This window comes from Psychrobacter sp. CR212 (genome assembly GCF_059693765.1).
Map to the genome: position 1 here is coordinate 62,816 of NZ_JCATIF010000007.1, position 16,696 is coordinate 79,511.

The 16,696-nt window shown below is 43.7% G+C and carries 13 protein-coding genes and 1 tRNA gene; 8 read left to right on the plus strand and 6 right to left on the minus strand.

Going from position 1 to position 16,696, the window contains the following annotated elements; all coding sequences use genetic code 11:
• The first annotated feature begins 216 nt into the window (after positions 1–216).
• From folC to AC58CZ_RS12175, 3 genes are all read left to right on the plus strand, one after another.
• Positions 217–1,566 carry a bifunctional tetrahydrofolate synthase/dihydrofolate synthase gene (gene folC / locus AC58CZ_RS12165; RefSeq protein ID WP_494224636.1) on the plus strand — a complete coding sequence of 450 codons (1,350 nt, stop codon included), beginning with the start codon at positions 217–219 and terminating at the stop codon, positions 1,564–1,566.
• A gap of 247 nt (positions 1,567–1,813) precedes the next feature.
• Positions 1,814–2,956, plus strand: coding sequence for a LysM peptidoglycan-binding domain-containing protein (locus AC58CZ_RS12170; RefSeq protein ID WP_058024016.1), 1,143 nt, complete (start codon positions 1,814–1,816; stop codon positions 2,954–2,956).
• 298 nt (positions 2,957–3,254) lie between these two features.
• The gene (locus tag AC58CZ_RS12175; protein WP_494224635.1) at positions 3,255–3,785 is read left to right on the plus strand and encodes a DUF2726 domain-containing protein; all 531 of its coding nucleotides are present in this window, start codon (positions 3,255–3,257) and stop codon (positions 3,783–3,785) included.
• Positions 3,786–3,847: 62 nt separating this feature from the next.
• Here AC58CZ_RS12175 and AC58CZ_RS12180 read toward each other — a convergent pair whose 3' ends face one another.
• From AC58CZ_RS12180 to gatC, 6 genes are all read right to left on the minus strand, one after another.
• A complete protein-coding gene (locus tag AC58CZ_RS12180; RefSeq protein ID WP_494224634.1) occupies positions 3,848–4,807 on the minus strand; it encodes a DUF1853 family protein in 960 nt (319 codons plus the stop codon).
• Positions 4,808–5,191: 384 nt separating this feature from the next.
• A complete protein-coding gene (locus tag AC58CZ_RS12185) occupies positions 5,192–6,637 on the minus strand; it encodes a coiled-coil domain-containing protein (RefSeq protein ID WP_494224633.1) in 1,446 nt (481 codons plus the stop codon).
• A gap of 210 nt (positions 6,638–6,847) precedes the next feature.
• A tRNA-Pro gene (locus AC58CZ_RS12190) sits at positions 6,848–6,924 on the minus strand.
• A gap of 114 nt (positions 6,925–7,038) precedes the next feature.
• Complete coding sequence (gene gatB, locus AC58CZ_RS12195; protein WP_494224632.1) at positions 7,039–8,565, minus strand: Asp-tRNA(Asn)/Glu-tRNA(Gln) amidotransferase subunit GatB; 1,527 nt, start codon at positions 8,563–8,565, stop codon at positions 7,039–7,041.
• Positions 8,565–10,061, minus strand: coding sequence for an Asp-tRNA(Asn)/Glu-tRNA(Gln) amidotransferase subunit GatA (gene gatA, locus AC58CZ_RS12200; RefSeq protein ID WP_494224631.1), 1,497 nt, complete (start codon positions 10,059–10,061; stop codon positions 8,565–8,567). Before gatA ends, gatB begins: the two co-directional genes overlap by 1 nt.
• An 81-nt stretch (positions 10,062–10,142) precedes the next feature.
• Positions 10,143–10,457 (minus strand): Asp-tRNA(Asn)/Glu-tRNA(Gln) amidotransferase subunit GatC, encoded by a 315-nt coding sequence (gene gatC / locus AC58CZ_RS12205; protein WP_058024005.1) that lies wholly within the window; start codon positions 10,455–10,457, stop codon positions 10,143–10,145.
• 617 nt (positions 10,458–11,074) lie between these two features.
• On the opposite strand from gatC, the gene AC58CZ_RS12210 reads away from it, so the two are divergent.
• The 5 genes from AC58CZ_RS12210 to AC58CZ_RS12230 all read left to right on the plus strand — a co-directional run bounded on the left by AC58CZ_RS12210 (position 11,075) and on the right by AC58CZ_RS12230 (position 16,298).
• Complete coding sequence (locus tag AC58CZ_RS12210) at positions 11,075–12,112, plus strand: rod shape-determining protein MreB (RefSeq protein ID WP_494224678.1); 1,038 nt, start codon at positions 11,075–11,077, stop codon at positions 12,110–12,112.
• Between the two features lie 227 nt (positions 12,113–12,339).
• Positions 12,340–13,194, plus strand: coding sequence for a rod shape-determining protein MreC (gene mreC, locus AC58CZ_RS12215; RefSeq protein ID WP_494224630.1), 855 nt, complete (start codon positions 12,340–12,342; stop codon positions 13,192–13,194).
• A gap of 132 nt (positions 13,195–13,326) precedes the next feature.
• The gene (gene mreD, locus AC58CZ_RS12220; RefSeq protein WP_058024002.1) at positions 13,327–13,812 is read left to right on the plus strand and encodes a rod shape-determining protein MreD; all 486 of its coding nucleotides are present in this window, start codon (positions 13,327–13,329) and stop codon (positions 13,810–13,812) included.
• Between the two features lie 74 nt (positions 13,813–13,886).
• On the plus strand, positions 13,887–14,573 hold the full coding sequence (locus AC58CZ_RS12225; RefSeq protein WP_494224629.1) for a Maf family nucleotide pyrophosphatase: 687 nt from the start codon (positions 13,887–13,889) through the stop codon (positions 14,571–14,573).
• A gap of 120 nt (positions 14,574–14,693) precedes the next feature.
• On the plus strand, positions 14,694–16,298 hold the full coding sequence (locus AC58CZ_RS12230) for an Rne/Rng family ribonuclease (RefSeq protein ID WP_093069559.1): 1,605 nt from the start codon (positions 14,694–14,696) through the stop codon (positions 16,296–16,298).
• Positions 16,299–16,696: the final 398 nt, after the last annotated feature.

The following is a 16,696-nucleotide window of genomic DNA, read 5'->3' on the forward strand; positions in this document are numbered from 1 at the left end:
AAGATGTATGGCTCAGTATCATAAGTCATTTATTGAGTGCATAAACGCCTAGCCGCGTGCTAACATCTATTGTGTGCACAAGACATTCTAATAGCATTTATCGTCATGGTACGGTAAATGCTATTTTTGGTTTTTAGGGTGCGTCTCCTGCCTCTAGCGGACCAGCTAGTGCATGCGTCTATTATTTCTTATTAACATCTCATATAGGTTTCACCCATGTCTGACCCTCTAGCATCCAGTTCAATGACTCCTACCAGTACAGCCAGCTTGACCGAATGGTTAAATTATATGCAGCAAATACATGTGTCTGCGATAGATATGGGACTATCGCGTGTATTGCCTGTTGCCGAAGCGCTAGGAGTAGTAAAGTCAGCTAAAGATGACGCTTATGTCTTCACTGTGGCAGGCACCAATGGTAAAGGCTCTACGACCGCTGTTATCGCCGAAATGTGTAAAGCCGCAGGTTATAAGACGGCACTATATCAATCGCCACACTTGAGCGTATTTAATGAGCGCGTGCGTATCAATGGCGAAATGGTCAGCGATGAGACGCTGATTGATGCTTTTAGCAAAGTCGAAGCAGCACGTTTAGAGTGCGATTTGACCTTGTCATTCTTTGAGATGACAACGCTGGCAGCATTACTCATATTTGCTGAGGCAGACTGTGATGTATGGGTGTTAGAAGTTGGATTAGGCGGACGGTTAGATGTGGTCAATATTATTGATCCTGATATGGCAGTGATTACTAATATTGGTATCGATCATGTCGACTGGCTCGGTGACAATGTTGAGGACATCGGTCGCGAGAAAGCAGGTATATTGCGCCAAGGTATTTCTTTAGTTTATGGTGCTATTGAAATGCCATCTAGCGTGCAGCACGCTATCGATAATAAGCAAGCGACTTGTTATCAAATTGGGCAAGATTTTAGCTACCGCGATATTGACTCAATGATTTGGCAATACAGTAATGCGGCAGTTACCTTGCAACTACCACGCCCTGCGCTATCCTTGACCAATACTGCTAATGCACTATCGGCAGTACTTGCAAGCCCGTTGAAAGTCGATATAAGTGCCATCGAGCAGGCATTGCAAACTGTCAAACTGGCAGGGCGCTTTGATTATCGTGAAAGCCATCATCGCCATTGGTTGTTTGATGTGGCGCACAACGAGCAAGGTGTGGAATTTTTATTAGCGCAGTTATTGCCATTTTGGCATCAGCATTTGAGTAAACACGGCAGCCAAGCTGATAGAGACCTTCCAAAAATCAAAATGTTGTTCTCTATGTTGAGTGATAAAGATATCGACAAAGTAGTACAGCGTCTGACTCAAGCAGGCTTGCCGATTAGTGATTGGTTCATTGCTGAGATTGATTATCCTCGTGCCGCGAGTACCGAGCAGCTACAAGGCGTCTTAACTCAATATGTGGATAGCGCCAACATATATCAATTCGATGGCTTGCATGCAGCGACGTATGCGGTAATAGCTGATAGTCAGCCACAAGATCTAATCGTCGTATGTGGTTCGTTTCATACGATTGGCGAAGCGCTTGCTGCACTTGCCGTATAATCATTTAAGTTAAGGTGGCGCCTGTTTAGTGTTAATCTTAGTACTTGCCTGATAGCAGACAGCACGAAAAATATGCTTTATAATCAAAATGATTTACAAGACTGGTATAAGAAGGTCGATATACATTTTGCATAATAATGGCAGTAACTGGCGGTAAATATGTGTATGAGAGCAATGGTCTATATTGTTTTGGAATCATCGCAGCGCCGCTCAATCAACCTTATCACCAACTAAGAGACGTAAACGGATGAACTTTTCGAGACAAGCCTTATTGGGCATTGGGATGATTCTAGGCGGTAGCGTGATGTTATACGCCATGGTGCAGCAGATTGGCGAGAGCAACCAGCCACAGCCAACATCAGCGATGATAGAGAAACCAACGACCGAGCAAGAATCTCCGCAACCGCTAACGACTGACATTGAGACAGAAAAACGTATCCTTGCGCAAAAGCAAAAAGAACGTGCTGCTCGTGTTGCCGAGCAGGAGAGACGCGCACAGGAGTTTTTGACAGAACAAGAAGTGGCTGAAGCAGAAGCGTTGGCCAAAGCCCGTGCTGAAAGCCAGCAGTATGTCAAAAATATCGCGGCGACAAATGAACAGAGTGAGAGTTCAGAAGACGTAAAAGACACAGAAAAAAGTGTCAAAAGTAAGGAAGTGCAAGATGCTGAAAAATTGGTCAAGGCAGCCGATGATGCAGTGAATGAAGCCAAAGCAAAAAAGCAGGCGGAAGATGAGCAGCAACAAGCCAAAGCAAAACAAGAAAAAGCCGCTGCTGAAAAACTAGCAGAAAGTAAAAAAGAAGCAGAAGCGAAAAGACAAGCGGACGCTCAAGCTGCGGCCGAAAAAAAGAGAGAGGCAGCTGAAGCGGCTAAAAATGAGCCACCAAAATCGCCCTCTGATTATCAAGTCAAAAAAGGCGATGGGCTGATTAAGCTTGCAAGACAGTACAATATGCCTGTCGAAGTCTTGGCTCAAGCAAATAACATTTCACCATCGACCTCATTACAGCTGGGTCAAAACATTACCATACCATCGCGTAATCAAGTGCAACGTCTGGAGCGAGAAGCCGCTGCTGCCGAAAAAGCGGCTGAGGCTAAGCGAGACGCTCAGCAAAAGCTTCGTGAGGCTCGTCAAGAAGTTAAAGAAACCGATGCGAAAGGCAGCTTTGGGGTGCAAGTAGCGCTCGCAGATAATCAGGCCAAAGCGGATCAACTAGCGAAAAAATTCAAAGAGGCTGGATATCAAGTGAAGACCAGTCCGACCAGTCGCGGTGTACGCGTCATTGTTGGTCCTGAACGTGGAAAAGTTGCTGCATTGGCACTAAAAGATAAGATCAATAGTGATTCTAACGTCAATACGACCGGTGCTTGGGTGCTTTACTGGCGTTAAGCTATAACTATAGACTCAGCGACTGTCGTCAGAGATTGATGAGTAGATAAGTGAGATATTTTCTTTAGTACTGACTTGAATTATTATTTAATGATCAAAACACGACATTCGCTGTCGTGTTTTTTGTTTTATCGTTTGCCGATTGGCGCAAGCTTGGTTACGATGAGCACCATTTTTATTACTCATTTTTGTATAACCTGTCAGCCTATAAAGGTTGGCCTGTGGTGATCAGCCAATCATTGACTCTTCAGAGTTGTGAGGGCTAGCCGGTCACTGTTATATTGTATAAGGTAAAACCATGTCATTTGGCGCTATATTTTTAATCTTGGCCGTTGGGTTTTTAGGGCTGATTACGTTACCAAAGCTATTGGCCAGACGTCCAGTCGCAGAGCCAGACCCAAAGCCTGTACGCGGTGATGAGCTGGCTATCTGGCCATTTGCCCCAATGCCAATCATGACCGACACTGAAGTGATATTTTTTAATAAATTAAAAAATGCGCTGCCAGAGTATCATATCTTTGTGCAAGTTCAGCTGTCACGAATCATTGAAGCCAATAGTGACGAGACATCCGAGCGCAGTTTTTGGTTTAATCGTATCTGTCGCCAGAGCGTTGATTATGTAATCGTGGATGTTGACGCTCAGACCACGCTAGTTGCCATCGAGCTTGATGACTGGACACATAGCAGCAAAGCGCGGCAAAAAGCCGATGATAAAAAAGACAAAGCCCTGGCGAGTGCAGGCATCGCCATCGTTCGTTTTCACGCTGAGCGTATGCCTAGTGCCGATATGCTGAGATATGAGCTAATGCAGGTGATTGAGAGTTATTAAATGGCTCACTAAGCTTCTTTGGTTGTTAAAATGAGACAGTTATTCAAACTATCTAGCTTAGACTATTCTTTTATTTGGCTTAACTGCCTTGGATAAATGACAATCAGTCGCTCACCTTCGAAGTACAATCCTGTTCTGAGGTTTGGCGTGTCAGGGTAGGTAAGGGGCGGCTGACACCGACCATAGCGGTCATAAAAGTCGCGCCTATTAAACCACTCAATATAATGGGCTTTTCTCAATGCCGCCATATCAATGGTCACAAGATTGGTCTCATCACTCTTATCGCACCACTCATGCAGTGGGAAGTTTGGCTCAAGCCAAGCGGGATACTCAAAGTCAGTGCTATTGATAGGTAAAAAGAATCGCCCTTTGATCACACCATAGCGCTTGTCTATTTTGACCTGCCCGTGATCTTCCGTATCTACCCAGACGGCTCGAAACTGCTTGGTTTGCATGTGTGTCATCTTACGCTGTAGATTATCATTGGAGTTAATCCCTACCCAGTTCACAGGCTCAAAAGGTACTGATCCCATAAAAAATTTAATGGCTAGTTCCCAATGCTCCACCAGCCTCTCTTCATGGTTGTATAAAATTAAATCTAGCTCACCGACAGTCTGCTTACCATTGTACAGCTGTACATTATTAGCTAGTGTCTCGTACGGATGCAGATTACGCGCAAACCCATCCTCTAACCAAAACGATAGTAGTCCCTCAAAGTGAAAGCCCAATCGATTGGGACTAGGGCGTTTGAGTAAATAGCGGGTCAGCTCTTGATAGGCGGCAGTGGTGTCTAGCTCTGTTAATCGTTGCTTATACGCTTCAAACTGTGTCTGCCAAAATTGTGCACTATGCACAGCAACGGTATGTGTGTTCTCATGCGGTGCAAAGTCTAGCCACGTGGTCAAGACATTAGGACATGCCAGTACATAAGCCAAATCGCGCACGTAGGGCCGCTTATACGCTTCCCAAGGTGCATCATCTATGAGGCGATTAAATGTGGGCTGATTGACAGGATCGGGCATAGGATACACCAGTGTGAAGAGGTAGCATTTACCCTAACGGCTCGCTCTATAAAAGTCTATAGGACACGAGTATCGGCTAGGGCAGTGCTAAGCTTTTTGGCTTCAAAATATGATATTAATGTGATGGATATGAATACTGGTATCAGGCGGTGATAGTAAGTAAGGTAGTAGAATGCTAATTACTGCTTTAAGTAGAGAGAGTTGCCATTTAGGTTGATGTTGAGATGGCTTTTGCTTTGGATTCGTTAGGATGTGATTTTTCTGTTTCATATGTTTAGCTCCATAATTTACCGTAACTTGATTGATACGGCTTATGGTTGCTAGTTTATGAGATGGATAGTTACAGCAGTTTTATATAACGGCAAAGTGATTTTATATAAAATCCTAATCATCTTTAGTTTGTTCAGTAGCGAGCTTTAGCCAGTTACCTATAACTTGATTACTTACTTTCATACCATTAGTTTTTATTTGGTCAAATATGTTAGAGTTTGTAGTATTAGGCTCTTTGCACGCATAAGGACTGTTGAGGTCTAAATCAGCTACTTGCGCCATAGCTAAAACAATCTTAGCAGCATAGTTTTGCGATTTTGTATTCAGTTCCCTGTCATCATTAGCGGGCTTATTTAATAGTTCAGCTTTGGCTTGTGCTAGCTGGTTTTCGAGTTCGTCTATCTTGCCTTGTGCATTATTTGAGGTGTTTGTCTGTTTCTCTAATTCACTTATTTTACTATCTTTGTCCCTAATGACTTTAAGCAGTCCTTGAATGCGCTTTATCATTTCATCAGGCGTGTTTACAGGGTGTGTATCTTCATAAAAGCTTATATTGTCACTACATAGCTCATAAGATCTTTTAATTCGTTCACTTTGTGGCAGATCTTTACTAATAAAATCTATGCGTTTGCCGAAAGGAATAACGGCAACTTTAGGCTTTGCTTCTTGCGCTTGTGACAGCTTATTTTCGAGTTCTTTTATTTTTGCCTGTGCTTCTTTCAACTCGTTATTGCTAGCTTCTAATTGCTCGTTAGATTTATTAAGGATCAAAGGCTTAGCTGGTTCGATAGTAAGCCAATCATTGAAGCCATTAATTATATAACCATTTTCAAATAGATATTTTTGTAGATCAAGGGACAAAATAAAGCCATTAGTTAGTTGAAGCTCATCGTTTTTTACTGCAAGTTCAAGCATTAGCCTGTAACTTATGTAATCTGCAAAAACTTCAGTAAATCTAAAATGATTTTGGTATTTTTCTATCTCAAACGTACTATTACCTGCTACTAAACAAGCCGCCTGCATAATACTAAAACTATCGCGCTTAATTAAGTGTAATAGAAAATCATAGCGTAATTCAGGGTTGTTGAATTCTTCTCCTAAGACTTTGAAAATAGGTTTTTCAATCTCATCATTCCACTTGCGTGATGCTTCATCTACTTGAAACATAACGCTACTATCAAAATCTATGTTTAAATTTTTAATACATTCAATGGACTTTAATTCATCTATTAAATATAAGAAACTATCATCTAAATCGTTATCGTGGCTGTATAGAAAATATTTACTTGTTGCATATTTAATATTGTCGCATTGCGTTAAGAAATTTCTGGTATTAAGGTCGTACCCAAAACTTTCTCTATGAAGATCTTTTATATAACTTCCATTTTTACGATGTAAGAGATAAGAAGTTACGTGCTGATCGAAATTTTCATCTATAAGATATGCAGCTATACGTTCGATTTTAATATTTGCTTTAGTATGGAAAGCAATTAATTCTATGAAATCAGAAGCATAAATATATTTTTCATCTTCTAACCTTTGCTTATTTGAAGACCTCACAATACACACCCCTACACCCTTAAATAAAAGTAATTATAAGACAAGCCATTCTAAAGCTATATTAGTGGCGGGCTTTCGATTACTTACCGTACCTTAGCAAGATTCTTATCATTTATTCCTTAAATGTATCATACAATCCCTAGCCAAATTTAGCACAAAAAAAGCCAACCATTGAAAACAATGATTGGCTTTTCTCTTTACTGCTATGTTTGGTCGGAACGGCAGGATTTGAACCTGCGACCACTACACCCCCAGTGTAGTGCGCTACCAGACTGCGCTACGCCCCGAATGACTGACTATTTTACGCAAAATTATGTATATTGCAAGGGCTATTTATATTAGTCAAAATCTACAATACCATTCTGCCTAGTATAGTCAGTCTAATTGCTACGCTGCTCGTGTTAACCTAGCAGCTCTTTTAGAATTTGGTTCACTTGCTGCGGGTTCGCACTACCGCGACTGGCTTTCATGACTTGACCGACCAAACCGTTAAAGGCTTTTTCTTTACCGCCACGATATTCTTCGACCATCGCTTCATTTTTTGCGATGACGTCTTCGACCATGGCTTTGATAGCGCCCGTGTCAGTCTCTTGCTTGAGGCCTTTGTCTTTGATGATTTTGTCTGCTGCGTCATCACCAGTGCCGCCTTCACGCTCGTATAGCGCACTAAAGACTTTCTTAGCCAGTTTGCCAGATAGCGTGTCATCTTTGATACGTTTTAGCATACCAGCCAACTGTTTGGCGCTGATAGGAGAGTCGACGATGTCTTTGTCATCTTTGTTCAGTGCGCCGAGTAAGTCGCCCATGACCCAGTTGCCAGCCATTTTGGCATCTGCTTGTCCAACTTCTGCGACCACAGCTTCAAAATAATCAGCAATTTGACGACTACCAGTCAAGATACGAGCGTCATATTCTGACAGACCCAGCGCTTCTTCAAAGCGTGCACGGCGAGCGACGGGTAGCTCTGGCATGGCTGCTTTGATCGCGTTAACGGTATGCTGCTCGATACGGACAGGTAGCAAGTCAGGATCAGGGAAGTAGCGATAGTCGTTGGCGTCTTCTTTGGTACGCATGGTACGCGTTTCGTCACGCTCTGGATCATATAGCATGGTTGCTTGTACGACTTTTCCGCCATCTTCCAAGATATCGATTTGACGTTCGATTTCACGATTGATAGCACGCTCGATAAAGCGGAATGAGTTTAGGTTTTTTAGCTCAGTACGAGTACCGAGATCAGCGCCTGGCTTGCGCACAGAGACGTTACAGTCACAGCGGAATGAGCCTTCGGCCATTACTGCGTCTGAAATACCTAACCAAGTGACTAGCTGATGGATGGCTTTGATGTAGGCAAGCGCTTCGTGAGCAGAGCGCATGTCTGGCTCAGAGACGATTTCGATTAGTGGCGTACCAGCACGGTTCAAATCCACACCAGTCATACCATCGACTGCGTCATGGACAGATTTACCTGCATCTTCTTCTAGATGCGCGCGAGTGATACCCATACGTTTAGGATATTCGTTCTTCTCGCCTTCGTTGACCACAACATCGATATAGCCTTCACCCACGATAGGATTGGCCATCTGAGTGATTTGATAGCCTTTAGGCAAGTCAGGGTAAAAGTAGTTCTTACGATCAAACGTATTAAACAGACCCAGCTCAGCATTGACACCGATACCGAATTTTAGCGCGCGATCGACCACGCCAGCATTTAATACTGGCAATACACCAGGTAAGCCTAAGTCAACGATACTTGCTTGGCTGTTTGGCTCATGACCGAAGTCAGTTGGCGCACTTGAGAATATTTTACTTTCTGTATTTAGCTGGCAGTGAATCTCGATACCGATGACCACTTCATAGCCATCGACAAGTAGCTCTTTAAGCACAGCGTGCTCGCGGACGGCACTGTTATCAGTAGTAGCTGTACTCATTATACCGTCTCCTTTGCGATGGTAGAGTGTTGTAGATGATGGTCGGTATGCTGCTGGAACAAATGCGCAGTCGTGAGCAATTGACTCTCTTGCCAGTGTTTACCGATTAATTGCAAGCCAATAGGTAGGCCTTCTGTCGTCAAACCTACTGGCTGACTGAGCGCGGGTAGACCCGCTAGGTTGACCGCGATGGTATAAACGTCGCCTAGGTACATGGTCGCAGGGTCGAGGTCTTCTGCCAGCTTATAAGCTGCGGTCGGCGCGGTGGGACTGGCGATGACGTCACAATTGGCAAAAGCATCATCAAAGTCTTTGACAATTAAGCGGCGGATTTTTTGTGCTTTAGTATAGTAAGCATCGAAGTAACCAGCAGATAACGCATAAGTCCCTGTCAAGATACGGCGCTGTACTTCAGGGCCAAAGCCTTCAGAACGTGAGCGTGTATATAGATCAATCAGGTCGGTTGGGTTTTCACAGCGATAGCCAAAGCGTACGCCATCGAAGCGTGACAAGTTCGAAGACGCTTCGGCAGGTGCTAGCATATAATAGGTGGCGAGCGTGATTTCAGGGTCAGTGATGTTTACTTCTACAATCGTTGCGCCTAATTCTTCGTATTTCTTTAAAGCGGCACGTGCTGCTTGTTCGACTTCGCTATCAAGCCCTGTACCAAAGTATTCTTTAGCCACACCAATACGCAAACCGTCAAATGGCTTATCACCAGCCGCAGCCTCTGCATCATTGATGTCTTGTACGTAGTTAGGCATATCGTATTTGATCGAAGTGGCATCGCGTGGATCGTGACCAATCATTGGCTGAAGCAGATAAGCACAATCTTTAGCGCTGCGTCCCATGCTACCAGCTTGATCCAAACTTGAAGCGTAGGCAATCATACCAAAGCGTGACACACGCCCATAAGTAGGCTTGATACCCGTTAGACCACAGAATGAGGCGGGCTGACGAATAGAGCCACCCGTATCACTACCGGTCGCAACAGGGACAAAACCTGCGGCAACGGCAGCAGCACTACCACCTGAAGAGCCACCAGGGACGCGCTCTAGGTTCCAAGGGTTCTGTACGGTGCCGTAGTACGAGCTGCTGTTGTCTGAGCCCATCGCAAACTCATCCATATTGAGCTTACCTAAGCTAATCATGCCAGCTTTGTCGATGTTAGAGACGATAGTCGCGTCATATGGTGAGACAAAGTTATGCAGCATCTTAGAGCCACAAGTCGTTAATACGCCTTGGGTACAAAAGATGTCTTTGTGCGCCATCGGTACGCCAAGTAGTGGACGCTGATCGCCTTGTGCACGCATCTCGTCAGCGGCTTTTGCTTGTGCACGTGCTGTCTCAGAAGTATGCGTGATAAAACTATTGATCTTGCTGTCTAGCGCATCGATACGCTTGATGTAATGCTCGGTTAATTCTGCGCTGCTAAATTGTTTGTCTTGCAAGCCAGTAATTAGCTGCTCGGTACTTAATAAATGAAGTTCAGACATAAGGTGTCGTCCGTCAAAATGTGAATAGCATAAAATAAAATAGGATAATGGCAAATGCGTGGTTGTATTATTCAGCCACTATTATTCAATCACCTGAGGTACAAGGTATAAGCCCTCTTCGACAGCAGGCGCGACCGACTGATTGCGCTCGCGATTGATATCGTGTTTGGCCACGTCAGCACGTAACTCTTGGCAAGCTTCATGGATATTGGCTAGTGGTTTGATGTCTGTTGTATCAACGTTAGATAAGGTATGCATCAATTTTAATACTTTACTGATATCGGCGGCATAGCTATCGGCCGTGCTTTCATCGACACCCAAGCGTGCAAGGTTGGCCACTTCTAGGATTTCTTCACGGCTGACAGTGTTGTCAGACGTTGCTGATTGCTGAGACATAGTTTCTCCAGTTAAGGACAGTTTTTGTTAGAGTAGGGATAAGGCAAATATATAAGCGCTCAAATGTAATTGGCTATAAAGTTGGCTTATTATAAAGCATCTGACCCAAGTTTACAGAGTATGAGGCTTGATTGATGCACAATATCAATCAACATACGTATCAATCAGGGCAGAGTGCCGGCATAGCAATACGCAAATACTTGCAAAACTGACCGCATAATTCATGATTGATTTTCAATTGCTTCCCAATTAGGTTCTAAAATACGTTACAGTATGTACCTACTACTAAGCAAAACAACTATCTGCCTGTAGAGCCTTGTTAGTTATCACATTAAAAGCAGTTTCATTGAGTTGAATGATAGTCACCACTATTTCAAACTTTGTAACAACTTTTAGCGTCTCAGACAAAAATCCTTGCTTACTGATGCAAATACCTATGTTTTTTTTGAGCTAAATCGGTATAATTTAGCTCAGTTTTTCATTTCATCATTATTGCTTAGGTTTGACTGGTTGCGATGATTCACTTTCGCTCCCGTTAATGTCTAACGACGACCTGCTCAACACTGACGAGTAACACCTCAGTCAATCTCATTCGCCTCATTCGTAAGACGCTGGATATATTAGTCATGAACCTGTTTGGATTTTTATCAAATAATATCGCTATCGACCTCGGTACTGCGAACACCCTTATTTTTATTCCTAATAAAGGCGTCGTACTTGACGAGCCTACGGTGGTCGCATTGCGAAGCAATCGTACTCAAAACCCGACCGTCGCTGCTGTGGGTATCGATGCCAAGCAAATGCTGGGTCGTACGCCTGCCAATATCACGGCGATTCGCCCGCTAAAAGACGGTGTGATTGCTGATTTTGAAGTGACGCAAAAAATGCTAAAACACTTCATCACTAAGGTAAAAGCCAAGCGTTTTATGGCACAGCCTAACGTGGTGGTTTGTGTGCCATGTAAGTCTACCTTGGTTGAGCGTAAGGCGATTCGTGAGGCAGTATCATCAGCAGGCGCGAGCAAAGTATTATTGCTAGAAGAGCCAATGGCTGCGGCTATCGGTGCTGGCATGCCTGTTCATGAAGCCAGTGGTTCTATGGTCGTCGATATCGGTGGTGGCACCACTGAGATTGCTGTTATCGCGCTATCTGGTTGCGTCTATGCTGAGTCTATCCGTATCGGTGGCGATATGTTTGATGAGGCGATTATTACACATGTGCGCCGTACGCATGGTTGTGTGATTGGTGAGACGACCGCTGAGCGCATCAAAAAAGAAGTTGGCTCTGCATTGAATGAAAATAGCCAGCTAGAAGTAGAGGTTCGTGGTCGTAGCATGGCAGAAGGCGTACCAAAGACCTTTATCGTAAACTCAGAAGAAATACAAAAAGCCCTGACTGATCCACTAAGCGGTATCATCAGCGCAGTCAAAGTCGCTCTTGAGCAGACACCGCCAGAGTTGTCATCAGACATCGCAGAGCGCGGTATCGTATTGACGGGTGGTGGCGCATTGCTACGCGATCTTGACAAGCTTATCTCACAAGAGACAGGCTTACCAGTGACGGTAGCAGAAGACCCATTAACCTGCGTTAGCCGTGGTGGTGGTATCGCCCTTGATTTCATCAATAACAAAAGCTTGAACATGATTTTTGTCTAAATAGTTTTTGCTCATGAGTGTTATGCCCACATACCTTTGCTATCGCTATTATCCTGCTTCAGGATGGCTAACATAACTCACGAGATGATAAGTAAATAACATTAAAGGTAGCCAATTGCGCTGCCTTTAATTGCATTAATCCATGCTAGAACCTAATATCGCCGATAAACATCCATGCTCTAAATAAGTGCTATTGCTCATTTTAGAATTCTTAAATTAGACGACTTATGACTCCAAGTATTTTTGCGCGCCAAGCACTATCACTTCGTAAGACCGCCATCGTGTTGATAGCGGCCTTAATTCTGATGTGGTTTGATAGCAAAAATTCGGAGTGGTTCAATCCAGTGCGCAGTACCAGCCATGCTGCTATGCAGCCTATTTATGAGCTGTCTTTATTGCCAAGCTATGCCACGCATTGGGCGAGTGGCAGCATCCAGTCAAAAGAAGCCCTACGCCGCGAAAACATGCAGCTAAAATCACAACTCATTCATGCACATGCCAAACTGCAGCAACAAGATTATATCTTGGCGCAAAACGCACGCTTGCAGGGGATTTTATCAACCACGAAGCCTGAGCAGTTTGATCTCAACTTAGCTCAAGTCATTGGTACAGATACCAACTTACTCAGACAGATTGTTGTGCTCAATAAAGGCAAGCAAGACGGCGTGCAAGTTGGACAAACGGTCATTGATGAAAATGGTATTTTGGGGCAGATCATTAACGTCTATCCTAATACGAGCCGTTTGTTATTGATTACAGATGACCAGCAGTCAGTGGCTGTCACCGTCAAGCGGACAGGTCAACGGGCTATTGTGACAGGCCAAGGTATCCCATCTGCACTGAGCCTAAACTATGTCTTTAAAACCTCAGATGTCCGTGTGGGTGATGAGTTGGTATCATCTGGTTTGGGTGGGCGAATTCCAGCGGGCTATCGTGTTGGCCGTATTGCCCACATCAAAGATGAGCAAGCGGATAATTTTAGAAGTATCGAGGTCACGCCTTCTGCAAACTTTATTGACAACGCTTATGTCTTGATATTACAAGACAAAATGCTCACTAAGAGTAAGAGCAGTAGTCAATGAATTCTGATGTCATAACGTTTTAACCAATAATGCCAGCTGCCTTTTTTATCAAAATTTTGCCTATCGTACTATCTCATTATTACCCAATGCATCCTATAACAGCGGTCGCTACACAATCGAAGGTAAATACTCATGTCGTATCCTGATTCTGAGAATTCAACGGCACTGTTGATTGTGGTCATTGTTCTAAGCTTTATCATTGCTTCATCGCTCAATGTCTATCCGTTAAGCCCAAGTATGGCAACATTACGGCCCATGATTATGATCATGGTGCTGATATATTGGCTACTGTTCCAGCCGCGCTATGTGGGTATCTTTACCGCATTTACTATTGGGCTTATTGCAGATTTGCTGATGGACACCCATCTAGGACAGCAAGCCTTTGCCGCTGTCGTGGTGGCACTAGTGATCAAAATTACTAGTATCTATGTTAGACAACTAAATACCATCAGCGCATGGCTGATAGCCAGTTTAGGATTAATTGTTTTTCAGCTAAATTTATGGATGCTGCAGATGTTTATCCAAAATACCTTTATCGCAAAATCTGCTTTGTCGCTTATGATGAGTATCATCAGCTGGCCACTTGTCTTACTGGCTCTACGCAAGTTTGCGCGTTAATGATGTTTATTAACTTATATACAAAATATCTAAAAAATACATACCTCATAAATCTGTAAATGAAGAGAAGAGCGATGGATATCATTTTAGCGTCTGGTTCGCCGCGCCGTCGAGAGCTACTAGCAAGAGCACAGTTAGATTTTAGAGTATTGAGTGTAGAGATTGACGAAACGCCGCAAGATGATGAATTACCCAAAGACTATATTGAGCGTATGGTCGCTACCAAAGCCATGGCTGCCATAGAGCAACTAAACGGCACATTAGAAGTCGATGAGAACGGTACCAACGAATTAATTATCATTTTGACCTCTGATACCATCGGTGTGTTACCAGATGGCAAGACAGTACTGGTCAAGCCGACCGATCGTGAGCATGCTTATAGCATGTGGCAGCAGATGTCAGATAATATCCATGAAGTATGGACTGCCGTACAAGCCACCAAAATACAGCGGCTACCTAAAGGAACAGAACACAATGCATCAAAGCGCACTCAGGCATTTCAAATTATCGACCAGCAGCAAATTACTGAGCGTACAGCAGTAACCTTTATACCATTGACTACAGAGATGATGAGCAATTATTGGGACAGTGGAGAGCCTGCTGATAAAGCGGGTGGCTATGGTATTCAAGGTTTGGGTGCTGCTTGGGTCAGCCGTATCAACGGTAGTTACACCAATGTCGTTGGATTGCCACTGGCGCAAACGCTGGCCTTAATCAAAGACATGACAGAAGGCAGTGAGGATATCGTTGACCCGTTATAATTATATATGCACATAATGACACGGTAGGGCAATGGGCAAGAGCAAGGCGCATTTGTTACACTGTCAATCTAATAGACGATGACCGTCTGATAAGAAAGCTGAGAGATAAGAGAAAAAACTATGTCCGAAGAGCTGCTGATTAATATTAGTCCAATGGAATCCCGTGTTGCGGTTTTAGATAATGGCATCTTGGGTGAGATTTATATTGAGCGACATCACAAACTGGGTTTGGTCGGCAATATTTATCTGGGCACAGTCGTACGTGTCCTTCCAGGCATGCAGGCAGCCTTCGTTGATATCGGTCAATCGCGGACAGCGTTTTTACATGTCAATGATATGCAGCGTGAGCCTCGCCCAGTTGCAGAAGACAAAAGCAAAGCCGCTACAAATATCAAAAAAGATAATAGTGACAATAGCGCCATCTTAGAAACATCCACGGATAGCTTAGCAGTCACGCCACCTGTTGTCAGTGCTCAAAGTACGGAGGTAGTGCCTGTTTCTAAGACCTTGATTCAGCATCGATTACACGAAAGCCAGCGTATCTTGGTACAAGTCACTAAAGACCAATTAGGCAGTAAGGGTGCTCGCTTAACCACCAACATATCATTACCATCCCGCTATCTGGTCTATTTGCCCTCAAGCGATCATATCGGTATATCACAGCGTATTGATGGTGAAGAAGAGCGCACGCGTCTGAAAACTGAGCTTAGTAGCTTAATGCAAACGGTCAATCTAAAAGGTGGACTCATCGCTCGTACTGCCGCCGAGCGTGTTCCTGTAAACAAGCTAGAAGAGGATATTTATTACCTGTTGCAGCTGTGGCGTACTATCTGTGCTCGCCGCCAAGAGATCAATCATCACCAAAGCTCAGAACTTATTTATCAAGAACTATCGCTACCACTGCGCTCTATTCGTGACTTGGTACATGCTGATACCGAAAAAGTCATCATTGATAATACGCAAGTTTATGAACAAGTCAGATACTTTGCCAAAGAGTTTGTACCGTTCATTTACGATAAAATCGTGCATTATACGGCAGAGCAGTCACTGTTTGACGTGCATCGGGTTGAAGATGATTTACGTGACGCATTGAAACGTCGTGTTGACTTGAAGTCTGGTGGCTATTTGATTATTGACCAAACAGAAGCAATGACGACGATTGATGTTAATACAGGCTCTTTTGTAGGCGGTCGCTCATTAGAAGACACCGTTTATAAGACTAATCTAGAAGCCACACATGCCATCGCACGTCAGCTGCGCCTGCGTAATCTAGGCGGCATTATTATTCTAGATTTTATCGATATGCTTGAACAGCAGCATAAGGATGATGTATTAGAGAGCTTACAGGCGCAGCTAACCCAAGACTATGCCAAAACCAAAATTACGCAGGTTAGTGAACTTGGCTTAGTGGAGATGACACGCAAGCGCACGCGTGAATCATTAGGTCAGCAGCTTTGTGAGCCGTGCTCAACTTGCCAAGGTCGTGGGTTCGTTAAAACCGCAGAGACCGTTTGCTTTGAGATTTTCCGTGAGATCATGCGCTGCGCCCGTACTTATAATTCTCCTAAGAAATTCACAGTAGTGGCTCATGCGGCAGTCATTGATTTATTGCTGACATCAGAGTCAGATACAGTAGCAGATTTAGAGTATCTACTGGGTCGAGTGATTACATTTGACGTAGAAAATCTATATACCCAAGAGCAGTATGACATTGTTTTGGACTGAGATTACTGAGCCTACTGCCAGAGACTTGTTACAAGTATCTTGACCAACAAAGCAGTTTTCTGAAAATTGAGGTCTTTAATTACGTCAGATATTGCCCTTGCAATACCTAAAATACTCTGTATAATACACACCACTGAATTATATATGCGCAGCTGACTAAAAAAGCTGACGCTATGACAGCTGGAGCATCGTTTCTAGCACTATTTCATTATGCCTTTGCTGACATCCATTATAGGAGAGTTGGCGGGGCTTTAAACTATTTTGCTTTTGGCACGCTATAAGTTCGGATAAAGAACTCATTCTGGTTAAGAACAGAAGGCCGCTTTAAGTGAATATTTAACCAAACTGCTTTTGATCATAGTCTTGCAAACCAAGAATGACGAAAGCACATATTAGGA

Excerpts from the sequence above, each read along its gene's own strand:
- folC (WP_494224636.1), top strand. The coding sequence starts at position 217 with ATGTCTGACCCTCTAGCATCCAGTTCAATGACTCCTACCAGTACAGCC.
- AC58CZ_RS12170 (WP_058024016.1), top strand. The coding sequence starts at position 1,814 with ATGAACTTTTCGAGACAAGCCTTATTGGGCATTGGGATGATTCTAGGC.
- AC58CZ_RS12175 (WP_494224635.1), top strand. The coding sequence starts at position 3,255 with ATGTCATTTGGCGCTATATTTTTAATCTTGGCCGTTGGGTTTTTAGGG.
- AC58CZ_RS12180 (WP_494224634.1), bottom strand. The coding sequence starts at position 4,807 with ATGCCCGATCCTGTCAATCAGCCCACATTTAATCGCCTCATAGATGAT.
- gatB (WP_494224632.1), bottom strand. The coding sequence starts at position 8,565 with ATGAGTACAGCTACTACTGATAACAGTGCCGTCCGCGAGCACGCTGTG.
- gatA (WP_494224631.1), bottom strand. The coding sequence starts at position 10,061 with ATGTCTGAACTTCATTTATTAAGTACCGAGCAGCTAATTACTGGCTTG.
- gatC (WP_058024005.1), bottom strand. The coding sequence starts at position 10,457 with ATGTCTCAGCAATCAGCAACGTCTGACAACACTGTCAGCCGTGAAGAA.
- mreC (WP_494224630.1), top strand. The coding sequence starts at position 12,340 with ATGACTCCAAGTATTTTTGCGCGCCAAGCACTATCACTTCGTAAGACC.
- mreD (WP_058024002.1), top strand. The coding sequence starts at position 13,327 with ATGTCGTATCCTGATTCTGAGAATTCAACGGCACTGTTGATTGTGGTC.
- AC58CZ_RS12225 (WP_494224629.1), top strand. The coding sequence starts at position 13,887 with ATGGATATCATTTTAGCGTCTGGTTCGCCGCGCCGTCGAGAGCTACTA.
- AC58CZ_RS12230 (WP_093069559.1), top strand. The coding sequence starts at position 14,694 with ATGTCCGAAGAGCTGCTGATTAATATTAGTCCAATGGAATCCCGTGTT.